General features: G+C 68.7%; 13 protein-coding genes. 6 read left to right on the forward strand and 7 right to left on the reverse strand.

Annotated features, from left to right (window positions below; all coding sequences use genetic code 11):
* The first annotated feature begins 172 nt into the window (after positions 1–172).
* The 5 genes from AC1RR5_RS18270 to AC1RR5_RS18290 all read left to right on the forward strand — a co-directional run bounded on the left by AC1RR5_RS18270 (position 173) and on the right by AC1RR5_RS18290 (position 5,124).
* A complete protein-coding gene (locus tag AC1RR5_RS18270; RefSeq protein ID WP_492923640.1) occupies positions 173–1,378 on the forward strand; it encodes an acyl-CoA dehydrogenase family protein in 1,206 nt (401 codons plus the stop codon).
* A 4-nt stretch (positions 1,379–1,382) separates the two neighbouring features.
* On the forward strand, positions 1,383–1,994 hold the full coding sequence (locus AC1RR5_RS18275) for a 2-hydroxychromene-2-carboxylate isomerase (protein ID WP_492923642.1): 612 nt from the start codon (positions 1,383–1,385) through the stop codon (positions 1,992–1,994).
* Positions 1,994–3,121 (forward strand): acyl-CoA dehydrogenase family protein, encoded by a 1,128-nt coding sequence (locus AC1RR5_RS18280; protein ID WP_492923644.1) that lies wholly within the window; start codon positions 1,994–1,996, stop codon positions 3,119–3,121. The genes AC1RR5_RS18275 and AC1RR5_RS18280 overlap by 1 nt, the downstream gene beginning before the upstream one ends.
* A 178-nt stretch (positions 3,122–3,299) precedes the next feature.
* Positions 3,300–3,956, forward strand: coding sequence for an SH3 domain-containing protein (locus tag AC1RR5_RS18285; RefSeq protein ID WP_492923646.1), 657 nt, complete (start codon positions 3,300–3,302; stop codon positions 3,954–3,956).
* A gap of 481 nt (positions 3,957–4,437) precedes the next feature.
* The gene (locus tag AC1RR5_RS18290) at positions 4,438–5,124 is read left to right on the forward strand and encodes a Crp/Fnr family transcriptional regulator (RefSeq protein WP_492923648.1); all 687 of its coding nucleotides are present in this window, start codon (positions 4,438–4,440) and stop codon (positions 5,122–5,124) included.
* A 43-nt stretch (positions 5,125–5,167) separates the two neighbouring features.
* On the opposite strand, the gene pyk is transcribed toward AC1RR5_RS18290, so the two are convergent.
* The 3 genes from pyk to AC1RR5_RS18305 form a co-directional block, all read right to left on the reverse strand.
* Positions 5,168–6,598: a pyruvate kinase gene (gene pyk, locus AC1RR5_RS18295; protein ID WP_492923650.1), complete on the reverse strand. Its 1,431-nt coding sequence runs from the start codon at positions 6,596–6,598 to the stop codon at positions 5,168–5,170.
* A 22-nt stretch (positions 6,599–6,620) separates the two neighbouring features.
* On the reverse strand, positions 6,621–9,116 hold the full coding sequence (locus AC1RR5_RS18300; RefSeq protein ID WP_492923652.1) for a glycoside hydrolase family 3 protein: 2,496 nt from the start codon (positions 9,114–9,116) through the stop codon (positions 6,621–6,623).
* A 306-nt stretch (positions 9,117–9,422) separates the two neighbouring features.
* Positions 9,423–10,442 carry a LacI family DNA-binding transcriptional regulator gene (locus tag AC1RR5_RS18305; RefSeq protein ID WP_492923654.1) on the reverse strand — a complete coding sequence of 340 codons (1,020 nt, stop codon included), beginning with the start codon at positions 10,440–10,442 and terminating at the stop codon, positions 9,423–9,425.
* A gap of 159 nt (positions 10,443–10,601) precedes the next feature.
* On the opposite strand from AC1RR5_RS18305, the gene AC1RR5_RS18310 reads away from it, so the two are divergent.
* Positions 10,602–11,378 carry a hypothetical protein gene (locus tag AC1RR5_RS18310; RefSeq protein WP_492923656.1) on the forward strand — a complete coding sequence of 259 codons (777 nt, stop codon included), beginning with the start codon at positions 10,602–10,604 and terminating at the stop codon, positions 11,376–11,378.
* Positions 11,379–11,383: 5 nt separating this feature from the next.
* On the opposite strand, the gene glk is transcribed toward AC1RR5_RS18310, so the two are convergent.
* Genes glk through zwf form a run of 4 tightly spaced genes read right to left on the reverse strand, consistent with a single transcriptional unit; the run spans position 11,384 to position 16,352 of the window.
* Positions 11,384–12,379, reverse strand: coding sequence for a glucokinase (gene glk, locus AC1RR5_RS18315; protein WP_454715102.1), 996 nt, complete (start codon positions 12,377–12,379; stop codon positions 11,384–11,386).
* 14 nt (positions 12,380–12,393) lie between these two features.
* Positions 12,394–14,196, reverse strand: coding sequence for a phosphogluconate dehydratase (gene edd, locus AC1RR5_RS18320; protein WP_492923658.1), 1,803 nt, complete (start codon positions 14,194–14,196; stop codon positions 12,394–12,396).
* A 5-nt stretch (positions 14,197–14,201) separates the two neighbouring features.
* Positions 14,202–14,888: a 6-phosphogluconolactonase gene (gene pgl / locus AC1RR5_RS18325; protein ID WP_492923660.1), complete on the reverse strand. Its 687-nt coding sequence runs from the start codon at positions 14,886–14,888 to the stop codon at positions 14,202–14,204.
* Positions 14,889–14,891: 3 nt separating this feature from the next.
* Entirely contained in the window at positions 14,892–16,352 is a 1,461-nt protein-coding gene (gene zwf, locus AC1RR5_RS18330) for a glucose-6-phosphate dehydrogenase (RefSeq protein ID WP_492923662.1), read from the reverse strand.
* Positions 16,353–16,448: the final 96 nt, after the last annotated feature.

Here is a 16,448-nt window from a genome sequence, read left to right on the forward strand (position 1 = left end):
AGATCCCGGAATGACGAATCCCCAGCGGGATCCAGCAACAGGTCCTCCTATAGCGCGCAAACCGTGACATGGTCGCGGATCAAGATGCGAACGACTGTTTGAATCAACTTGCCGCCGCCGTCGCGTGGCGTAGTGTGTCGGGTAACAAGACGTCCGCTTAGGGAGATGAACGATGGCCGATTTCGGGGGAACCGAGCTCGACGCCTTCCGCGCCGAGACCCGCGCCTGGCTGGAGGCCAACTATCCCAAGTCCCTGAACGCCCCGATGGGCGAGGACGACGCCCCGTGGGGCGGCCGCAAGATGGTCTGGAAGAACCCCGACGCCAAGCTGTGGCTGGACCGGATGGCCGAAAAGGGCTGGACCGCTCCGATGTGGCCCAAGGAATACGGCGGTGGCGGCCTGTCCAAGGCCCAGAACAAGGTGTTGGAGCAGGAGCTGCGCCGCCTGAAGGCCCGCCCTGCCCTGATGAGCTTCGGCATCTGGATGCTTGGTCCGGTGCTGCTGGAATACGCCACCGAGGAGCAGAAGCAGCGCTTCCTGCCCCAGATCGTGAAGGGCGAGATCCGCTGGTGCCAGGGTTATAGCGAACCGGGCGCCGGCTCCGACCTCGCCTCGCTGCAGACCAAGTGCGAGGACAAGGGCGACCACTATCTGATCAATGGCCAGAAGGTCTGGACCAGCTATGCCGACCAGGCCGACTGGATCTTCTGCCTGGTGCGCACCGACACCACCAAGAAGCACGAGGGTATCTCGTTCGTGCTGTTCGACATGACCTCGCCCGGCGTCGAGGCCCGCCCGATCAAGCTGATCAGCGGCTCCTCGCCCTTCTGCGAGACCTTCTTCGACAACGTGAAGGTCCCCAAGGAGCAGTTGGTCGGCAAGCTGAACGGCGGCTGGGACATCGCCAAGCGCCTGCTGCAGTACGAGCGCCAGAACATCAGCGCCTCAGGCTTTGGCGGCGGTGGCGGTCTGTCCCCGGTCGAGGCCGCCAAGAAGGAGATCGGCGTCGACAGCGAAGGCCGCATCGCCGACGGCGACTTCCGCGCTCGTCTAGCCGCGCATTCGATGGACGCCCACGCCTTCATGCTGACCGTGCGCCGCGCCGAGACCGAGTCCAAGCAGGGCTCGGGTCCCAGCGCCGCCGTCTCGATCATCAAATACGCCGCCGCAAAGATGAACCAGGAGCGCACCGAGCTGTTGGTCGAGGCCCTCGGCCTCCAGGGTCTCGGCTGGGAAGGCGAAGGCTTCGCTGCCGAAGAACTGGCCGCCCCGCGCGCCATGCTCCGCGCCAAGGGCAACTCGATCGAAGGCGGCACCAGCGAGGTGAACCTCAATGTCGTCGCCAAGCGCGTCCTCGGGCTCCTGGACCACCAGTAGTCCGATGATCGAGTTCTGGTACGAGTTCGCCTCGACCTATTCCTATCCGGCGGCCATGCGCATCGAGCGGCTGGCCGCCGACAAGGGCGTGGCCGTGGCCTGGCGGCCGTTCATCGTCGGTCCGCTGTTCCATGAGCAGCAGGGTCTGAACGACAGCCCGTTCAACGCCGTCCCGGTCAAGGGCGAGTACATGTGGCGCGACCTCGAGCGCGTCTGCGAGGCCGAGGGCCTGCCGCTGCATCATCCCAGCCAGTTCCCGCGCAACAGCCTGCTGGCCGCCCGCGTGGCGCTGGTCGGGATCGAGGACGGCTGGACCCCGGCGTTCAGCCGCGCGGTCTACCAGGCCAACTTCGTCGACGACCTGGACATCGGCAGCCCCGAGGTCCTCAGCGTCCTGATCGCCGAGGTCGGCGCGGGTCCCGAGCACGTGCTGGCCGCTGCCCAGTCCGCCCCGATCAAGGCCCTGCTCAAGGACCATGTCAGCATGGCCAAGGAGCGCGGCCTGTTCGGCGCGCCCAGCTTTCTCACCGCCGACGGCGAGCTCTTCTGGGGCAACGACCGTCTGGAACAGGCCCTCGACTGGGCCGTCCGTCATCAATCCAGGGAGCACGCCTGATGGCCGTCCTGACCGAAGAACAGACCATGCTGCGCGACGCCGCCAAGGGCTGGGCCAGTGAAAGCGCGCCCGTCGGCGCCCTGCGCAAGCTGCGGGACGGCAAGTCCAAGCAAAGCTTCGACCCGGCCGCCTGGGCCGAGATGGGCGAGATGGGCTGGGCCGGGGTGATCGTCCCGGAAGAGCATGACGGCTCGGCCTTCGGCTATCTGGGCCTGGGCCTGATCCTGGAAGAGACCGGCCGCACCCTGGCCGCCTCGCCCCTGCTCTCCACCGCCATGATCGGGGCCTCGGCTCTGAACCTGGGCGGCTCGGACGCCCAGAAGGCCGCCTGGCTGCCCAAGATCGCCACCGGCGCGGCCGTCGCCACCCTGGCCGTCGATGAAGGCTCGCACCACAATCCGGCCCGCACGGCCCTGACCGCGACCAAGGGCGGCGCGGGTTACGTGCTGAACGGGACCAAGATCTTCGTGCTGGACGGCGAGGCCGCCGACCTGCTGATCGTCGTCGCCCGCACCAGCGGCGCCGGGACCGAGGGCCTGACCCTGTTCCTGGTCTCCGCCGACGCGCCGGGCGTGACCCGCACCCACCTGTCGCTGCTGGACTCGCGCGGCGCGGCCCAGATCGCCTTCGACGGCGTCGAGGTCGGCGCGGACGCGGTGCTGGGCGAGGTCGACAAGGGCTGGGCGGTCCTGGAGCCGGTGCTGGACCGCGCCTATGCGGGCCTGGCGGCCGAGATGCTGGGCAGCGCCTCGGCGGCCTTTGACATCACGCTGGACTACATCAAGACCCGCACCCAGTTCGGCCAGGTCATCGGCACCTTCCAGGCGCTGCAGCACCGCGCCGCCAAGTGGTTCACCGACATCGAGACCACGCGCTCGTGCGTCGAAGCCGCCCTGGAAGCCTTCGACGCCGGCGGTGACACCCGCGCCCTCGCCTCGCTGGCCAAGGCCAAGGCGTCGGAGCTGGTCCACCTGGCCTCCAACGAGATGGTCCAGATGCACGGCGGCATCGGCATGACCGACGCCCACGACAGCGGACTGTACATGAAGCGCGCCCGCGTCACCGAGGCCCTGTTCGGCGGCGCCAGCTTCCACCGCGACCGCTACGCCCGCCTGATGGGCTTCTGACTTTTTTGCTTACGCGCGTCCGGGCGGCGAACCGCTCCACACTTCGCCTGACGCGCTACCCCCAGTCCTGGGGATAGGCCCTTCCTACAGCCCCCGGATACCGTCGTTCTCGAACTGACGGACCGGGGGTCCCGCGAAGAGCGGGTTTCAAAGACGGCTTCCGTCCAGGGGAGCCATCATGACCAAGCTTATCGCCACCGTTACCGCCCTGGGCCTCGCCCTCGCCGCGACCGCCGCCCAGGCCCAGACACTGCAGCTAACCTATCCGACCGACGCGTCGATGAGCTGCGACCAGATCAGCGCCGAGATGACCCGCATGGACCAGGTGATGGGCGTCTCGAACGGCGCCATCGCCAGCGCCGAGGGCGCCGCGCGCGGGGCCGAGACCGCCGCCAGCCTGGGCATCAACGCCGCGCTCTACAGCGGCGCCCTGGGCCGGGTGCCTGGCCTGGGCATGTTCGCCAACGCCGCCGCCTCGCAGGCCAAGGCCGCCGCGGCCGCCAAGGCTCAGCGCGAAGCCCAGAACATCCAGATCGCCCAACAGCGTCGGGCCGTGATGGCCGGCCTCTACCAGGGCAAGTGCGGCGTGGCCGCCGCCGTGGTTCCCGCCACCCTGACGACCTCCAGCCCAGCGCCGGCCGCCCTGCCGACCCTGGCCACGACCCAGGACGTCATCCTGCGCGGCTCGGCCGCTCCTAACGGCGCGGCCGTCGGCACGGTCAAGGCCGGCGGCGCGGTCTATCCGACCGGCCAGCGCAACGGCGTCTGGATCGAGGTCGACGACGAAAACGGCGCCCGGGGCTGGATGTCCTCGGCCTTCGCCAAGGCGAAGTAGCCGGCCAACGCCCGGTCGTGCGACTTCAGGGTAGCTGGCGACCGCGCGCGTGGGACCAGGCGGCCAAGGCCCCCTCCCCTTCCCTAGGGTTGGGCCTCCGCCTGAGGCGTGGGATCCGCCGCCCGCGCCACCGGCCCTTCCTTGCGGTTCCCCGATCGCAAGGAAGGGCCCCCATGCCAACCGAATCCTTCAACTGGGCCGCCGCAAGGCGGCCCTTTTCTTTGCCTGCTCTAGATGATCTGAGGTTGAGGACGACTTAGACTGAGCAGTTATGTCGGGAACCCGACAAACATACAGCATGCCAAATGATCGATACCCACAAAGAGTTCGCCCGACTCTTCTCTTTTTGCCGCGCTCCTGACTGGATTGTGTCGGCTAAGCGACGGCGCGGCCCAGCTGTCCCACCTATAGCTTGCAACCCTTGCCGTGAGACGGCGTTCGATTCCCCATGACTGGGCCGTTAGCGACCTTGAAGAACCGCTTGCTTTCCGCATTGCCGTCCGAAGACAGGGGTCTGCTCACACCTCATCTTTCCACGGTCGACCTCGAGAAGGGCCGCCTTCTCTACGATCCGGGCGACCTGGTCGATCAGGTCTATTTCCCGATCGACTGCGTCATCTCGCTGATGACCCTGATGGAGAACGGCGCGGCCATCGAGTCGGCCACCATCGGTCGCGAGGGCGCCCTGGGCCTGATGGCCGCCGTCGCGCCGCGTCAGTCGCTCAGCCGCGCCATCGTCCAGGCGCCGGGCTCGGCCCTGCGCATCGCCTCTGGGCCGCTCCATGACGCCTGGAGCCGCAGCCCCGCCCTGCGCACCCTGGTCGATCGCCACAACGAAGCGCTGTTCGGTCACGCCATCCAGTCGGTGGCCTGCAACGCCCTGCACGCCGTCGAGGCGCGCTTCTGCCGCTGGCTATTGTCGTGCCACGACCGCTTGGACACCAACACCGTCAGCCTGACCCAGGAGTTCCTGGCCGACATGCTGGGCGTCCAGCGCACCACCGTGACGGCCGTCGCCGGCTCGCTGCAGACCAAGGGCCTGATCCGTTATCGCCGGGGCGTGGTCGACATCCTGGACCGCGCGGGCCTCGAGGCCATGACCTGCGAGTGCTACGGCGCCGTGCGCCGGGGCTACGAGCGGCTGCTGCCGGCCTCGTTCGCCTCATAAGGAAAATCCCGGGCCCTGGCCCGGGATCTCCAGTCTCAATCGATTAGCGGCGGCGGGCCGGCGATGGCGCGTGCGCCAGGCGCAGCAGGTTCGCCGCGCCCGGAGCGCCGAACGGCGTGCCGGCCACGACCAGCAGGCGTTCGCCCGGGGCGACCAGACCCAGCTCCAGGGCCTTGCTCGAGGCGTCGGTGGTGACGACCTCCAGGCTGTCGGGCTGGGCGCTGACGCGGGGCTCGACGCCCCAGCACAGGGCCATGCGGCGCACGGCGTTGATGTCGGGCGACAGGGCCAGCACCGGCTGCAGCGGGCGCTCGCGGGCCAAACGGCGCGCGGTCGCGCCCGTGGTGGTGAAGGCCACCAGGCACTTGGTCGAGCCGGACTTGGCCGCGCCGGCGGCGGCGACCACCAGCACGTCGGCGTCATCGTCGTCGTGCTTCTGTTCGGCCTGCATCACCTCGGGCCAGCGCGGATCGCGCTCAACCCGCTCGATGATGCGGTTCATCATCGACACCGACTCTTCGGGATATTCGCCGGCCGCCGATTCCGCCGACAGCATCACCGCGTCCGCGCCCTCATAGACGGCGTTGGCGACGTCAGAAGCCTCGGCGCGGGTGGGCGTCGGCGAGCTGATCATCGATTCCAGCATCTGGGTGGCGACGATCACCGGGATGCCGCGCTCGCGCGCCGCCCGCAGGATGACCTTCTGAGCCACCGGCACCTCTTCGGGGGCCATTTCGACGCCGAGGTCACCACGGGCCACCATGACGCCGTCGCACAGGTCGAGGATCGGACCCAGCACCTTCAGGGCCTGGGGCTTTTCGATCTTGGCCAGCACCGCGGCGCGGCCTTCGACGATGCGGCGCAGCTCGGCCATGTCTTCCGGGGCCTGCACGAACGACAGGGCGATCCAGTCGACACCGAGACGGAGGGCGAAGGCCAGGTCCTCGCGGTCCTTGGCGGTCAGGGGCGACATCGGGATGACGACGTCCGGCACCGCCACGCCCTTGCGTTCCGACAGCTTGCCGCCGTTGGCGACCGTGGTGTTGGCATAGCCTGGACCGGCGTCGGTCACGACCATGCGCAGCTTGCCATCGTCCAGCAGCAGGGTGGCGCCCGGCCGCATGGCGGTCAGGATTTCCGGATGCGGCAGGTGAACGCGCGTCTCGTCGCCCGGGGTCGGGTCGCTGTCAAAGCGGAAGGCCTGGCCGGCCTTCAGGATCACCGGACCGTTGGCGAACTTGCCGACGCGCAGCTTGGGACCTTGCAGGTCCGCCAGGATGCCCAACGGGCGATCGACGATCTTCTCGGCCTCGCGGATCGCGGCATAGACCGCCGCGTGGGTCTCGTGCGCGCCGTGGCTGAAGTTCAGGCGGAACACGTCAGCCCCGGCCTTGGCCAGGGTGACGATCATGTCGAGCGAACTGGAAGCGGGGCCGATCGTGGCGACGATGCGGGAGCGACGGGCGCGGATCATGCCGTCGCTCCTTCTTTTTGGATCAGCTTGGCGGACAGAAGGCGTCGCCCTCGTTGGAAGCCAGTCTGATTTCGGTGAATGACAGAGTCATGCGTCCGGCGGTGGACAGCGAGAAGGGGGACGAAACATGCGTCATGTCCGCGCCCTTGGCCTTGAAGCAGGAAAGTTTGATCTTGGCCGTACGCCATTCGCCGAGTTTCGCACCTGACAACGTTGACGTTACGTCTACCGTCGCCCCACAGGATTCGCCACAGGCGATGCCGAGGGAAACCGGTTTCTCTGGGGACGCATCGACCCGATAGCGGATCGAGACCGCCATGTCGCCGGTGGTCTGGCGCGACAGGTCGACGGGCTGTCCCAGCACATTCAACGAACCAGAACCCTCTCCGCTCCACGTCGCCTGGCGAGCGTTTTCCTGCGCGCCGGCGTCGACGGTTTTCAGCGACACGGCCCCGCCGACGTTCAGCGTCCACGGCGCGGGCGCGCGGCCGGCGACGAAGTAGCGGTCGACATTGGCCTCGGCGCTGGCCGCTCCGGGGTTCTCCGATAGCGCCGCGAGCTTCCCTCCATTTGGGCCCGGCTTGGCGTAGCTCAGGCCATAGCCATAGGGGAACAGCGGATCGTAGTTGGCGTCGCCGACGTTGAGCGGCTCCTGGTCGGCGCGCTTGGGCCAGCTGAACGACAGCTTGCCCTTGAAGTCGTTGCGCGGCTTGCCGGCCGCGTCACCCACCAGCACGTCGGCCACGCCGCCGCCTTCCGAGCCCGGCAGCCAGGCCGCCACGAAGGCGTCCGAGGCGTTGATCTCGGGATTGGTCCACATCGGCCGCCCGCTGAGGAACACCGCCACCACCGGGATGCCGGCGGCCTTCAGCTTCTTGAGCAGGGCCAGGTCGGTCTTGTCGCCCGGCTGGTACTCGGTGCTGGCGACGTCGCCCTGGAACTCGGCATAGGGGTTCTCGCCGAACACCACGATGGCCACGTCGGGCTTCTGCTTGAAGTCGCCCGAGGTCGACAGCTCGGCGCTGCCGCCGCCGGCCTTCACGGCCTCGGCGATGCCGCCATAGATCGACTGGCCGTGCGGGAAGTCGCTGTTCTTGTTGCCCGTGCCTTGCCAGGTCAGGGTCCAGCCGCCGGCCGCCTTGCCGATGTCGTCGGCGCCGTCGCCGGCCACCAGCACGCGGGCCGAGCTTTTCAGCGGCAGCACGCCGTCGTTCTTCAGCAGCACCAGCGACTTGCGGACCGCCTCGCGGGCCACCGCGCGGTGGGCGGGCGAGCCGAGCAGCTCGTACTTGCCCTCCAGCGGGCGCTTGTTCTCGAACAGGCCCGACTTGACCTTGACCCGCAGGATGCGGCGCACGGCGTCGTCGATGCGCGCCATCGGGATCTGGCCGGCCTTCACCTGCGCAAGGGTGTTGTCGTACAGGCCCTTCCAGCTGTCGGGGGCCATGATCATGTCCATGCCGGCAATATAGGCCTGGGCGCAGTTGGTGTTGGTGCAGCCCTCGACCTGGCCGTGGGCGTTCCAGTCGCCGACGACGAAGCCCTGGAAGCCCAGCTTGCCCTTCAGCACGTCGGTCAGCAGGCTCTTGTTGCCGGTGTGCTTGACGCCGTTCCAGCTGGAGAACGAGACCATCACCGACAGGATGCCGGCGTCGATGGCGGGCGGATAGCCGGCCGCGTGCAGGCGAACCAGATCCGCCTCGGAGATCTTGGCGTCGCCCTGGTCCTTGCCGCCTTCCGTGCCGCCGTCGGCCAGGAAGTGCTTGGCCGAGCCAGCCACGTGGGCGGCGCCCAGCGGCTTGCCGGCGACCAGCGGCCCCTGCAGGCCCAGGGTCATCGGGCCGGAATAGCTCTTCACCACTTCCGGGTCCTCGGCGTAGCCTTCGTAGGCGCGGCCCCAGCGCTCGTCGCGGGGCACGGCCACGGTGGGGCCAAAGGTCCAGTCGGCGCCGGTGGCGACCATCTCTTCTGCGGTGGCTTCGCCGATGCGGCGGATCAGGTCCGGATCACGCGCCGCGCCCAGGCCGATATTGTGCGGGAAGATCGTCGCGCCGACGACGTTGTTGTGGCCGTGCACGGCGTCGACGCCGAACATGATCGGGATTTCCTGGTGACCGCCGCGGTTCTCGAGCGCCGCGGCGCGATAGGCGCGGATCCACTCCACCCAGCGCTGGGGCGTGGCGCGGTCATTGCCGTCGGGGGCGCTGTTGCCGCCGACCAGGACCGAGCCCAGGCGGTACTTCTTGAGTTCCTCGGGGGTGATCGAGGCGCCATCGGCCTGAATGGTCTGGGCGACCTTCTCCTCGACGGTCATCTGGCCCATCAGCTGGGTGATGAAGGCCTCGGTCTTGGCGTCGGTGATCGCGGCCGGGCTGGCGGCCTTGGGCCACGCCTCCGGGTGCGCCGTCGCATCGCCAATATTACTTGGGGGGGTCTGGGCCGAGGCGGCGCTGGCCAATCCTCCGGCGAGGATCAAAGCCAGGGCGGAGGCGGCGGCAAAGCGACCGTATGCGGACATCGTGTTTCCCAGGATACGCCCGCCCCCCAGGCGGACCATGTGAACTGTAGAGAAAAGCGCTCGGCGCGGCGCTTGCGGGATGTCCGCGCCGAGCGAAAGAGAAGCGGTCAGGGCCGCTTGGAGGGGAGTGATCGTGCGCACAGGATGGCGCGACGGACGCTGGTCCGGTCAGGCGAGGTCATGGCGTTTCCTCCTGACGCCGCCTTACCGTGGGCGACCGTCTTGATCCCTGCGATCTCACGTAAAACGGACAGCGCTGTCAAGGATAATTGATTGCGGTAACATCGATCACATCCCGAAAAGCGGCTAACCCGGCGCTTGGCCGGTGGATTCCCGGACCACCAGCTCGAAGTCCAGCAGGCGCGACGGCGGCGGCGCGCCCTCCTCCCGCTCGACGCCGTGCATCAGCATGTCGGCGGCGGCGCCGGCCATGGCGTGGATGGGCTGGCGGACGGTGGTCAGCTGCGGCCAGGTGATCTTGGCCCCCGGCGTGTCGTCGAAGCCGGCGACCGACAGCTGAGACGGCACGTCCAGGCGCAGGCGGTTGGCGATGGCCATGACGCCCAGCGCCATGTCGTCGTTCGAGGCGAAGACGGCGGTCGGACGGTCGGCGCCGCCCAGCAGCTTCTCGGCCGCCTCGAAGCCCGAGCGGAACGAGAACCAGCCCTGCTCCACCCGGTCGTCGCGGATCGGCAGGCCGGCGTCGCGCATGGCGTCGATGAAGCCTTGGTGGCGATGGTGCGAGGCGCCGTGGTCGGGGTGGCCGATGATGAAGCCGATGTCGGTGTGGCCCAGCTCGATCAGGTGCTTGGTCATCTCATAGGCGGCCAGGCGGTCGTCCATGCTGACCCACGGGGCGCGGTCGACATCGCCGCCCGGGGCGATGCGGACATAGGCGACCCCTTCCCGCTCCAGCGCGGCCAGCACGATCGGATGGTCGCTGAGCGGCGGCGTCAGGATCACCCCGTCCATGCGCAGCGTCGCCAGCATCGGCGCGACCTGGTCCTCGACGTCGGCGGTCGAGTCGATCGGCTCGACGATCAGGTGGAACCCCTCCTGCCGGCAGCGCGCGATGGCGCCCAGCTGCACGTCGGTGACGTAGCCGGGGCTGGGGTTGTCGAAGAAGACGCCGATCAGATAGGCCTTCGAGCCCGCCAGGCTGCGGGCCGAGATGTTGGGGCGGTAGTTCAAGGCGGCCACGGCGGCCTGCACCCGGTCGCGGGTGTCGGCCTTGACGTTGGGCTCACGGTTGAGGACCCGCGAGACGGTCTTGATCGAGACGCCGCTCTCGCGCGCCACGTCGTGGATCGTGATCTTGGCGCTCAATTCCGTCCCTCGCCGCCCCGATTCGTTCGGTGTGGCGCATACTTAGCCATGACAAGGCTGTCATGGCGAGCCCCCGTCGCGCGCGCCCTAAAACCGCCCCAGGGTCCCCCTGGTATAACGTCGCTGCGTCCCGCGCGCGCGACAGAGGGGCTGCCTCGCATGAAACCATCCGACCTGATGACGGCTCTGGTCGTCGGGGCGTTCGCCATGGCCCCGTCCCTGGCGGCGGCCCAATCGTCCATCCCGCCTCAGACGCTGGGACGGCTGGATGTCCTGGGTCGCTTCGCCGCCGCGACGCCCTTCTGCGAGTCCCTCGGCTACACCCTGGTCGATCGCGACGGCCAGGCCTTCGCGGGCGAGATCGCCAAGATCGCCGAGCGCGTCGGAGCCAATCCGCAGGAGGCGCAGGCCGCGGTGGCCGCGTCGAAGGCGCGCGAGACCACCGAGACGCTGGCTGCGCGCGACCGGGTCCAGGCCAATCTGAAGGATCCCGGCGGAGACCGCGCCCTGCGCGAGTTCGCCGACGGACTGTCGGTCCGCTGCCGCCGCGCGGTCGACGATCCGGTGGGCAGCGTGCTGATGAAACCGCCGGCGGGCGCGGTCAGCACCCTGTCGCTGCGTTATGTCGACAGTCAGCTCGCGCCCTACGGCCGGGCCGGCTGGCAGTCGCGGTACGTGCTGGCGGGCGGCGAAGTGGCCGAGGCGGTCGGTACATGCGACGCGCGGCTAAGCCGCGCCCAGGGCCGCGCCTACCTGGCGGAGCTGCGGGATCCGACCCGCTTCTCGCCCGACATCAACGACACTATCCAGGCCTGGCTCGACACGCGGATCGCCCAGGGGCGCGAGGCCGCCAAGACGGCTCCGCCCAGCGCCGCCCAGTGCGGCCAGATGCTGGCCAAACGCAAGGCGACGCTGCTGAAAACGCCGGTGGACTAGCCTCTTTAAGAGACCGCCGCCCGGCCCTCCGGCGTCAGCGCCACCGCGGCGCCGATCAGCGCCGTGTGCGGGTGCAGGATGACGTGGGTCGGGATCGCCTGGGTGAAGCCCGACAGGCGGCCCTTGGCGTCGAAGCGCTCGCGGAACGGGCTCTTTTCCAGGATGTCGATGATGCGGGGCGCGATGCCGCCGGCGATGAACACGCCGCCCCGCGCGCCCAGGGTCAGGGCGATGTCGCCGGCCGTCGAGCCCAGCACCGCGCAGAAGCGGTTCACGGTGGCCAGGCTGTCGGCGCAGCCCTCGACCGCGCGTTCGGTGATCTGCTTGGCGGCCAGGGCCTCGACCTTGCGGCCTTCGGCGGCGGCCAGGGCGACATGCAGGTCTTCCATGCCCGGACCCGACAGGATGCGCTCGACCGAGACGCGGCCGCCGTCCAGCTGCTTGGTCAGGGCGCGCAGCACCTCGATCTCGACCTCGTCCAGCGGCGCGAAGGCGACGTGGCCGCCTTCGGTGGCCAGCGGGATCTCCTGGCCGTGACGACGCACCAGGCCGGCGACGCCGAAGCCGGTGCCCGGACCAAGGATGGCGAGATCGCCTTCGCCCGAGGTCGGCAGATGGCCGATCTGGCGCAGGTCCTTGGGACCCAGGCGCGGCGCGGCCAGGGCCTGGGCGGTGAAGTCGTTGATCAGCTTGGCGTTCCGGAAGCCGCCGGCGCGACGCAGGCTGTCTTCCGAGATCCGCCAGTCCAGGTTGGTCATGTGGACCGAGCCGTGCTCGATCGGGCCGGCCACGGCCACCACCGCCTGGTCGGGATGGCGCACGCCGACCTTCTGCAGATAGGCCGCGATGGCGTCCTCAGCCGTGCCGTAGTCCTCGCCCTTATAGGTCGTGGGCTCGATCAGGCGCGGGTCCTGACCGTCGAATTCGACCAGGGCGAAGCGGGCGTTCGTGCCGCCGATATCGCCGACGAGACCCAGACCCGGGCTGTGATTGCCGTCCATAACCTAGCGCTTCCTCAAGCAAAGACGGAGGCGCCGGCGTCGGCCGCGCCGACCCCGCTGCGCATCCACCCAAACAATTCCCTACCAAAGCCCGGCTTGGACGCCGGGACGTTCGCCGGCGTACGGGCCAGCAGCGCCGCCTCGTCCACCAGGATCTTCAATTCGCCGGTCTCGGCGTTGACGCTGATCACGTCGCCGTCCTGGACATAGGCCAGGGGCCCGCCCTTGGCGGCTTCCGGCGTCACGTGGATGGCGGCGGGGGTCTTGCCCGAAGCGCCCGACATGCGGCCGTCGGTGACCAGGGCGACCTTGTAGCCGCGGTCCAGCAGCACCGAGATCGACGGCGACAGGTTGTGCAGTTCCGGCATGCCGTTGGCGGCCGGGCCCTGGAAACGCATCACCACGACCACGTCGCGGTCCAGCTCGCCGCGCTTGAAGGCGGCGATGAAGTCTTCCTGCTCCTGGAACACGGCACAGGGGGCTTCGATCACGTGGTGCTCGGGCTTCACCGCCGAGATCTTCATGACGCCGCGGCCCAGGTTGCCGGCCAGCAGACGCAGACCGCCTTCCTTGCTGAACGGGTCGGAAACCGGACGCACGATGGCGGTGTCCAGGCTCTCTGCCGCGCCTTCGCGCCAGCTGAGGACGCCGTCCTCGAGGTGCGGCTCCTGGGCGTACAGCGACAGGCCCGGACCGGCGATGGTCTGGACGTCCTCGTGGACCAGGCCAGCCTTCAGCAGCTCGCGGATCACGAACGCCATACCGCCGGCGGCCTGGAAGTGGTTCACGTCGGCCGAGCCGTTCGGATACACGCGGGCCAGCAGCGGGGTGGCCTTGGAGATGTCGTCCAGGTCTTCCAGCGTCAGCAGCACGCCGGCCGCGTGGGCCATGGCGATGATGTGCAGGGCCAGGTTGGTCGAGCCGCCGGTGGCCATCAGGCCGACCACGCCGTTGACGATCGACTTCTCGTCGATCATCCGGCCGACCGGAATGAACTCGTTGCCTTTGTTGGTCACGGCGGCGGCGCGGCGCGCGGCTTCCTTGACCAGGGCTTCGCGCAGCGGCGTGTTGGGGTGGACGAAGGCCGAGCCGGGCAGATGGAAGCCCATCAGCTCCATCAGCATCTGGTTGGTGTTGGCCGTGCCGTAGAAGGTGCAGGTGCCAGGGCCGTGGTAGCTGGCCTGTTCGGCTTCCAGCAGTTCGGCGCGACCGACCTTGCCCTCGGCGTAGAGGGCGCGGATGCGGGCCTTCTCGCTGTTGGGCAGGCCCGAGGTCATCGGCCCGGCGGGCACGAACAGAGCCGGCAGATGGCTGAAGGTCAGAGCGCCCATCACCAGACCTGGGACGATCTTGTCGCAGACGCCCAGATACAGCGCCGAGTCGAAGGCGTCGTGGGTCAAGGCGACGGCCGTGGCCATGGCGATGACGTCGCGCGAGAACAGCGACAGCTCCATGCCCGGACGGCCCTGGGTGACGCCATCGCACATGGCCGGCACGCCGCCGGCGAACTGGGCGGTCGCGCCCACTTCACGGGCTGCGACCTTGATCAGCGCCGGATACTCTTCCAGCGGCTGGTGGGCCGACAGCATGTCGTTATAGGCCGAGACGATGCCGATGTTCGGCGCGTTCGGGTCCAGCGCGCGGACCTTGTCGACACCCGGCGAGGCGGCGAAGGCGTGAGCCCAGTTGGCGCAGGACAGCTTGGCCCGGCCCGGCTGGCTGTCGATCGCGTGCTGCATGTTGGCGAGGTAAGCCGCGCGGCTGTCCTTGCTGCGTTCGATGATGCGAGCGGTGACTTCGGCGATGACCGGGTTCATGGCGCTTACTCCGCCCAGAGGATGCGGACCTTGGCGCGGTCCTGCTTCAGGATGGCGGCGACCGGCAGGGCCGGATCGACGTCGCCTTCCAACAACGCTTTCTTGGCCGCGCCGGTGACCAGCAGCACGATCAGGTCGGTGCGGGTCAGGGCGGCCAGGGTCAGGCTCAGGCGCTGGATGTCCGGAGCCGGATCGCCGGGCGGCACGGCCAGGACCGAGCGCTCCGAATGCAGGTCCAGGCCGCGCGCCAGCACCGGATTGCCCGGGAACAGCGAGGCGAAGTGGCCGTCGGCGCCCACACCCAGCAGCACCACGCCGAACGGCGCGGCGGCGATGACGCCCTCCTCCGCCTTCAGCGCGCTCTCCTCGTGACTGACGCCCTCGAAGAACAGCGGCGCGAACTCGGCCTTGCCGGCCTCGCCCGTCAGCAGGTGACGACGAACCAGGCCTTCGTTGCTGCCCGGATCGGTCGGCGGCAGGAAGCGCTCGTCGGTCAGGGTGACCGTAATCTTGTCCCACGGCGCGGTCATGCCGGCCATGCGGTCATAGACCGGAGCCGGCGTCGTGCCGCCGGTGGCCGCGAAACCCGCCTTGCCGTGGGTGGCGACGGCGTTGGTCAGCGCCCCGATCAGGATCGAGGCGGCGGCGTCATAGAGGTCTTCGCGGGAGCCGAAGGCTTCGAACTTGGCCATGACTTAAGCCTTCCAGGACCGGCCGCCGGGCGAGATCAGCCCCTGCGACGATTGCGGCCCCCAGGTGCCGGCCGCGTAGTGGGCCGGCTCGATGCCAGCCTCGGCCCAGGCGGCCGAGACGGCGTCGATGAACTTCCAGGCCTGCTCGACCTCGTCGCGACGCACGAACAGCGTGCGGTCGCCGCGGAAGGCGTCCACGAACAGCTTCTCGTAGGCGATGCGGCGACGGCCGCCGCTCTGGCCGAACGACAGCGACAGCGGCAGCGACTGCAGGCGCATGCCCTCTTCCGACAGGCCCGGACGCTTGTTCATGATCGTCAGCGAGATGTCTTCGTCCGGCTGCAGGTCGATGACCAGGCGGTTGGCGCACAGTTCGCCGTCGGTCAGCGGGCCGAAGATGTTGTGCGGCAGCGGCTTGAACTGGACGACGATCTGGGTGCGGCGGTCCGGCAGGTTCTTGCCGGTGCGCAGGAAGAACGGCACGCCGTCCCAGCGCCAGTTGTCGATCGCCACCTTCATGGCCACGAAGGTCTCGGTCTTGGTGGGCTTGCCCACTTCCTCGACATAACCCGGACGGGCCGAGCCCTCGACCACGCCGGCCACGTACTGGCCGCGCACAGTGTCGTGGGCCACCGTCTCCTTGGTGAAGGGGCGCAAGGACCGCAGAACCTTGACCTTCTCGTCACGGACCGCGTCGGGGTCGAAGCCCGACGGCGCCTCCATGGCGACCAGGCACAAGAGCTGCAGCATATGGTTCTGCACCATGTCCCGCAGCGCGCCGTACTCGTCGTAATAGGGCCAGCGGTCGCCGACCTTCTCGGTCTCGGCGATGGTGATCTGCACGTGGTCGATCGTGTTGCGATCCCACAGGGGCTCGAACAGCACGTTGGCGAAGCGCAGGGCGGTCAGGTTCTGGACCGTTTCCTTGCCCAGATAGTGGTCGATCCGGAAGACCTGGCTTTCGTCGACCACGGCGGCGACGGCGGCGTTGGTGGCCTTGGAGCTCTCCAGGTCGCGACCCAGCGGCTTTTCCAGGATCAGGCGGGCCTTGGGACCGGTCAGGCCGGCGGCTTGCAGCGCCTGGCAGGCCGGGCCGTACAGGCTGGGCGACAGCGAGAAGAAGATCACCAGGTCGCCGTGGGCGCCGATGCGCTCGGCCAGCTTCTTGGTGTCGTCTTCGCTGGTGATGTTGGCGGGCACGTAGTCGAGGCGGGCGGCCAGACGGTTCCAGACCGCCTCCTCCACCGTCGCGCGCTTGCCCAGTTGCTCACGAACCAGGGCGCGATAGCTGGCGGCGTCATGGTCCGCGCGAGCAACGCCGATGATGCGCAAGTCGTGCGGCAGCAGTCGATCAAGTTCGAGGAAATACAGCGAAGGCAAAAGCATTCGCAGAGCCAGATCCCCCGCGCCGCCAAGCAGCACCAGGACCTCGCGGCCGTTATCGCCGTCGTCTTTTTTCTTCACCAATGTCGTCCACCCTATGACAACGTTGTCATGACATGCCTGCGGCAGAAAGGCAAGCACTCGCGGCTCCTCCCGTCATATGGGACAGGAGGCGGG

It is taken from the genome of Caulobacter sp. GW821-FHT11E11, assembly GCF_058808315.1.

Excerpts from the sequence above, each read along its gene's own strand:
- AC1RR5_RS18275 (WP_492923642.1), top strand. The coding sequence starts at position 1,383 with ATGATCGAGTTCTGGTACGAGTTCGCCTCGACCTATTCCTATCCGGCG.
- glk (WP_454715102.1), bottom strand. The coding sequence starts at position 12,379 with ATGGACGGCAATCACAGCCCGGGTCTGGGTCTCGTCGGCGATATCGGC.
- AC1RR5_RS18285 (WP_492923646.1), top strand. The coding sequence starts at position 3,300 with ATGACCAAGCTTATCGCCACCGTTACCGCCCTGGGCCTCGCCCTCGCC.
- AC1RR5_RS18280 (WP_492923644.1), top strand. The coding sequence starts at position 1,994 with ATGGCCGTCCTGACCGAAGAACAGACCATGCTGCGCGACGCCGCCAAG.
- edd (WP_492923658.1), bottom strand. The coding sequence starts at position 14,196 with ATGAACCCGGTCATCGCCGAAGTCACCGCTCGCATCATCGAACGCAGC.
- AC1RR5_RS18300 (WP_492923652.1), bottom strand. The coding sequence starts at position 9,116 with ATGTCCGCATACGGTCGCTTTGCCGCCGCCTCCGCCCTGGCTTTGATC.
- AC1RR5_RS18270 (WP_492923640.1), top strand. The coding sequence starts at position 173 with ATGGCCGATTTCGGGGGAACCGAGCTCGACGCCTTCCGCGCCGAGACC.
- pgl (WP_492923660.1), bottom strand. The coding sequence starts at position 14,888 with ATGGCCAAGTTCGAAGCCTTCGGCTCCCGCGAAGACCTCTATGACGCC.
- AC1RR5_RS18310 (WP_492923656.1), top strand. The coding sequence starts at position 10,602 with ATGAAACCATCCGACCTGATGACGGCTCTGGTCGTCGGGGCGTTCGCC.
- pyk (WP_492923650.1), bottom strand. The coding sequence starts at position 6,598 with ATGATCCGCGCCCGTCGCTCCCGCATCGTCGCCACGATCGGCCCCGCT.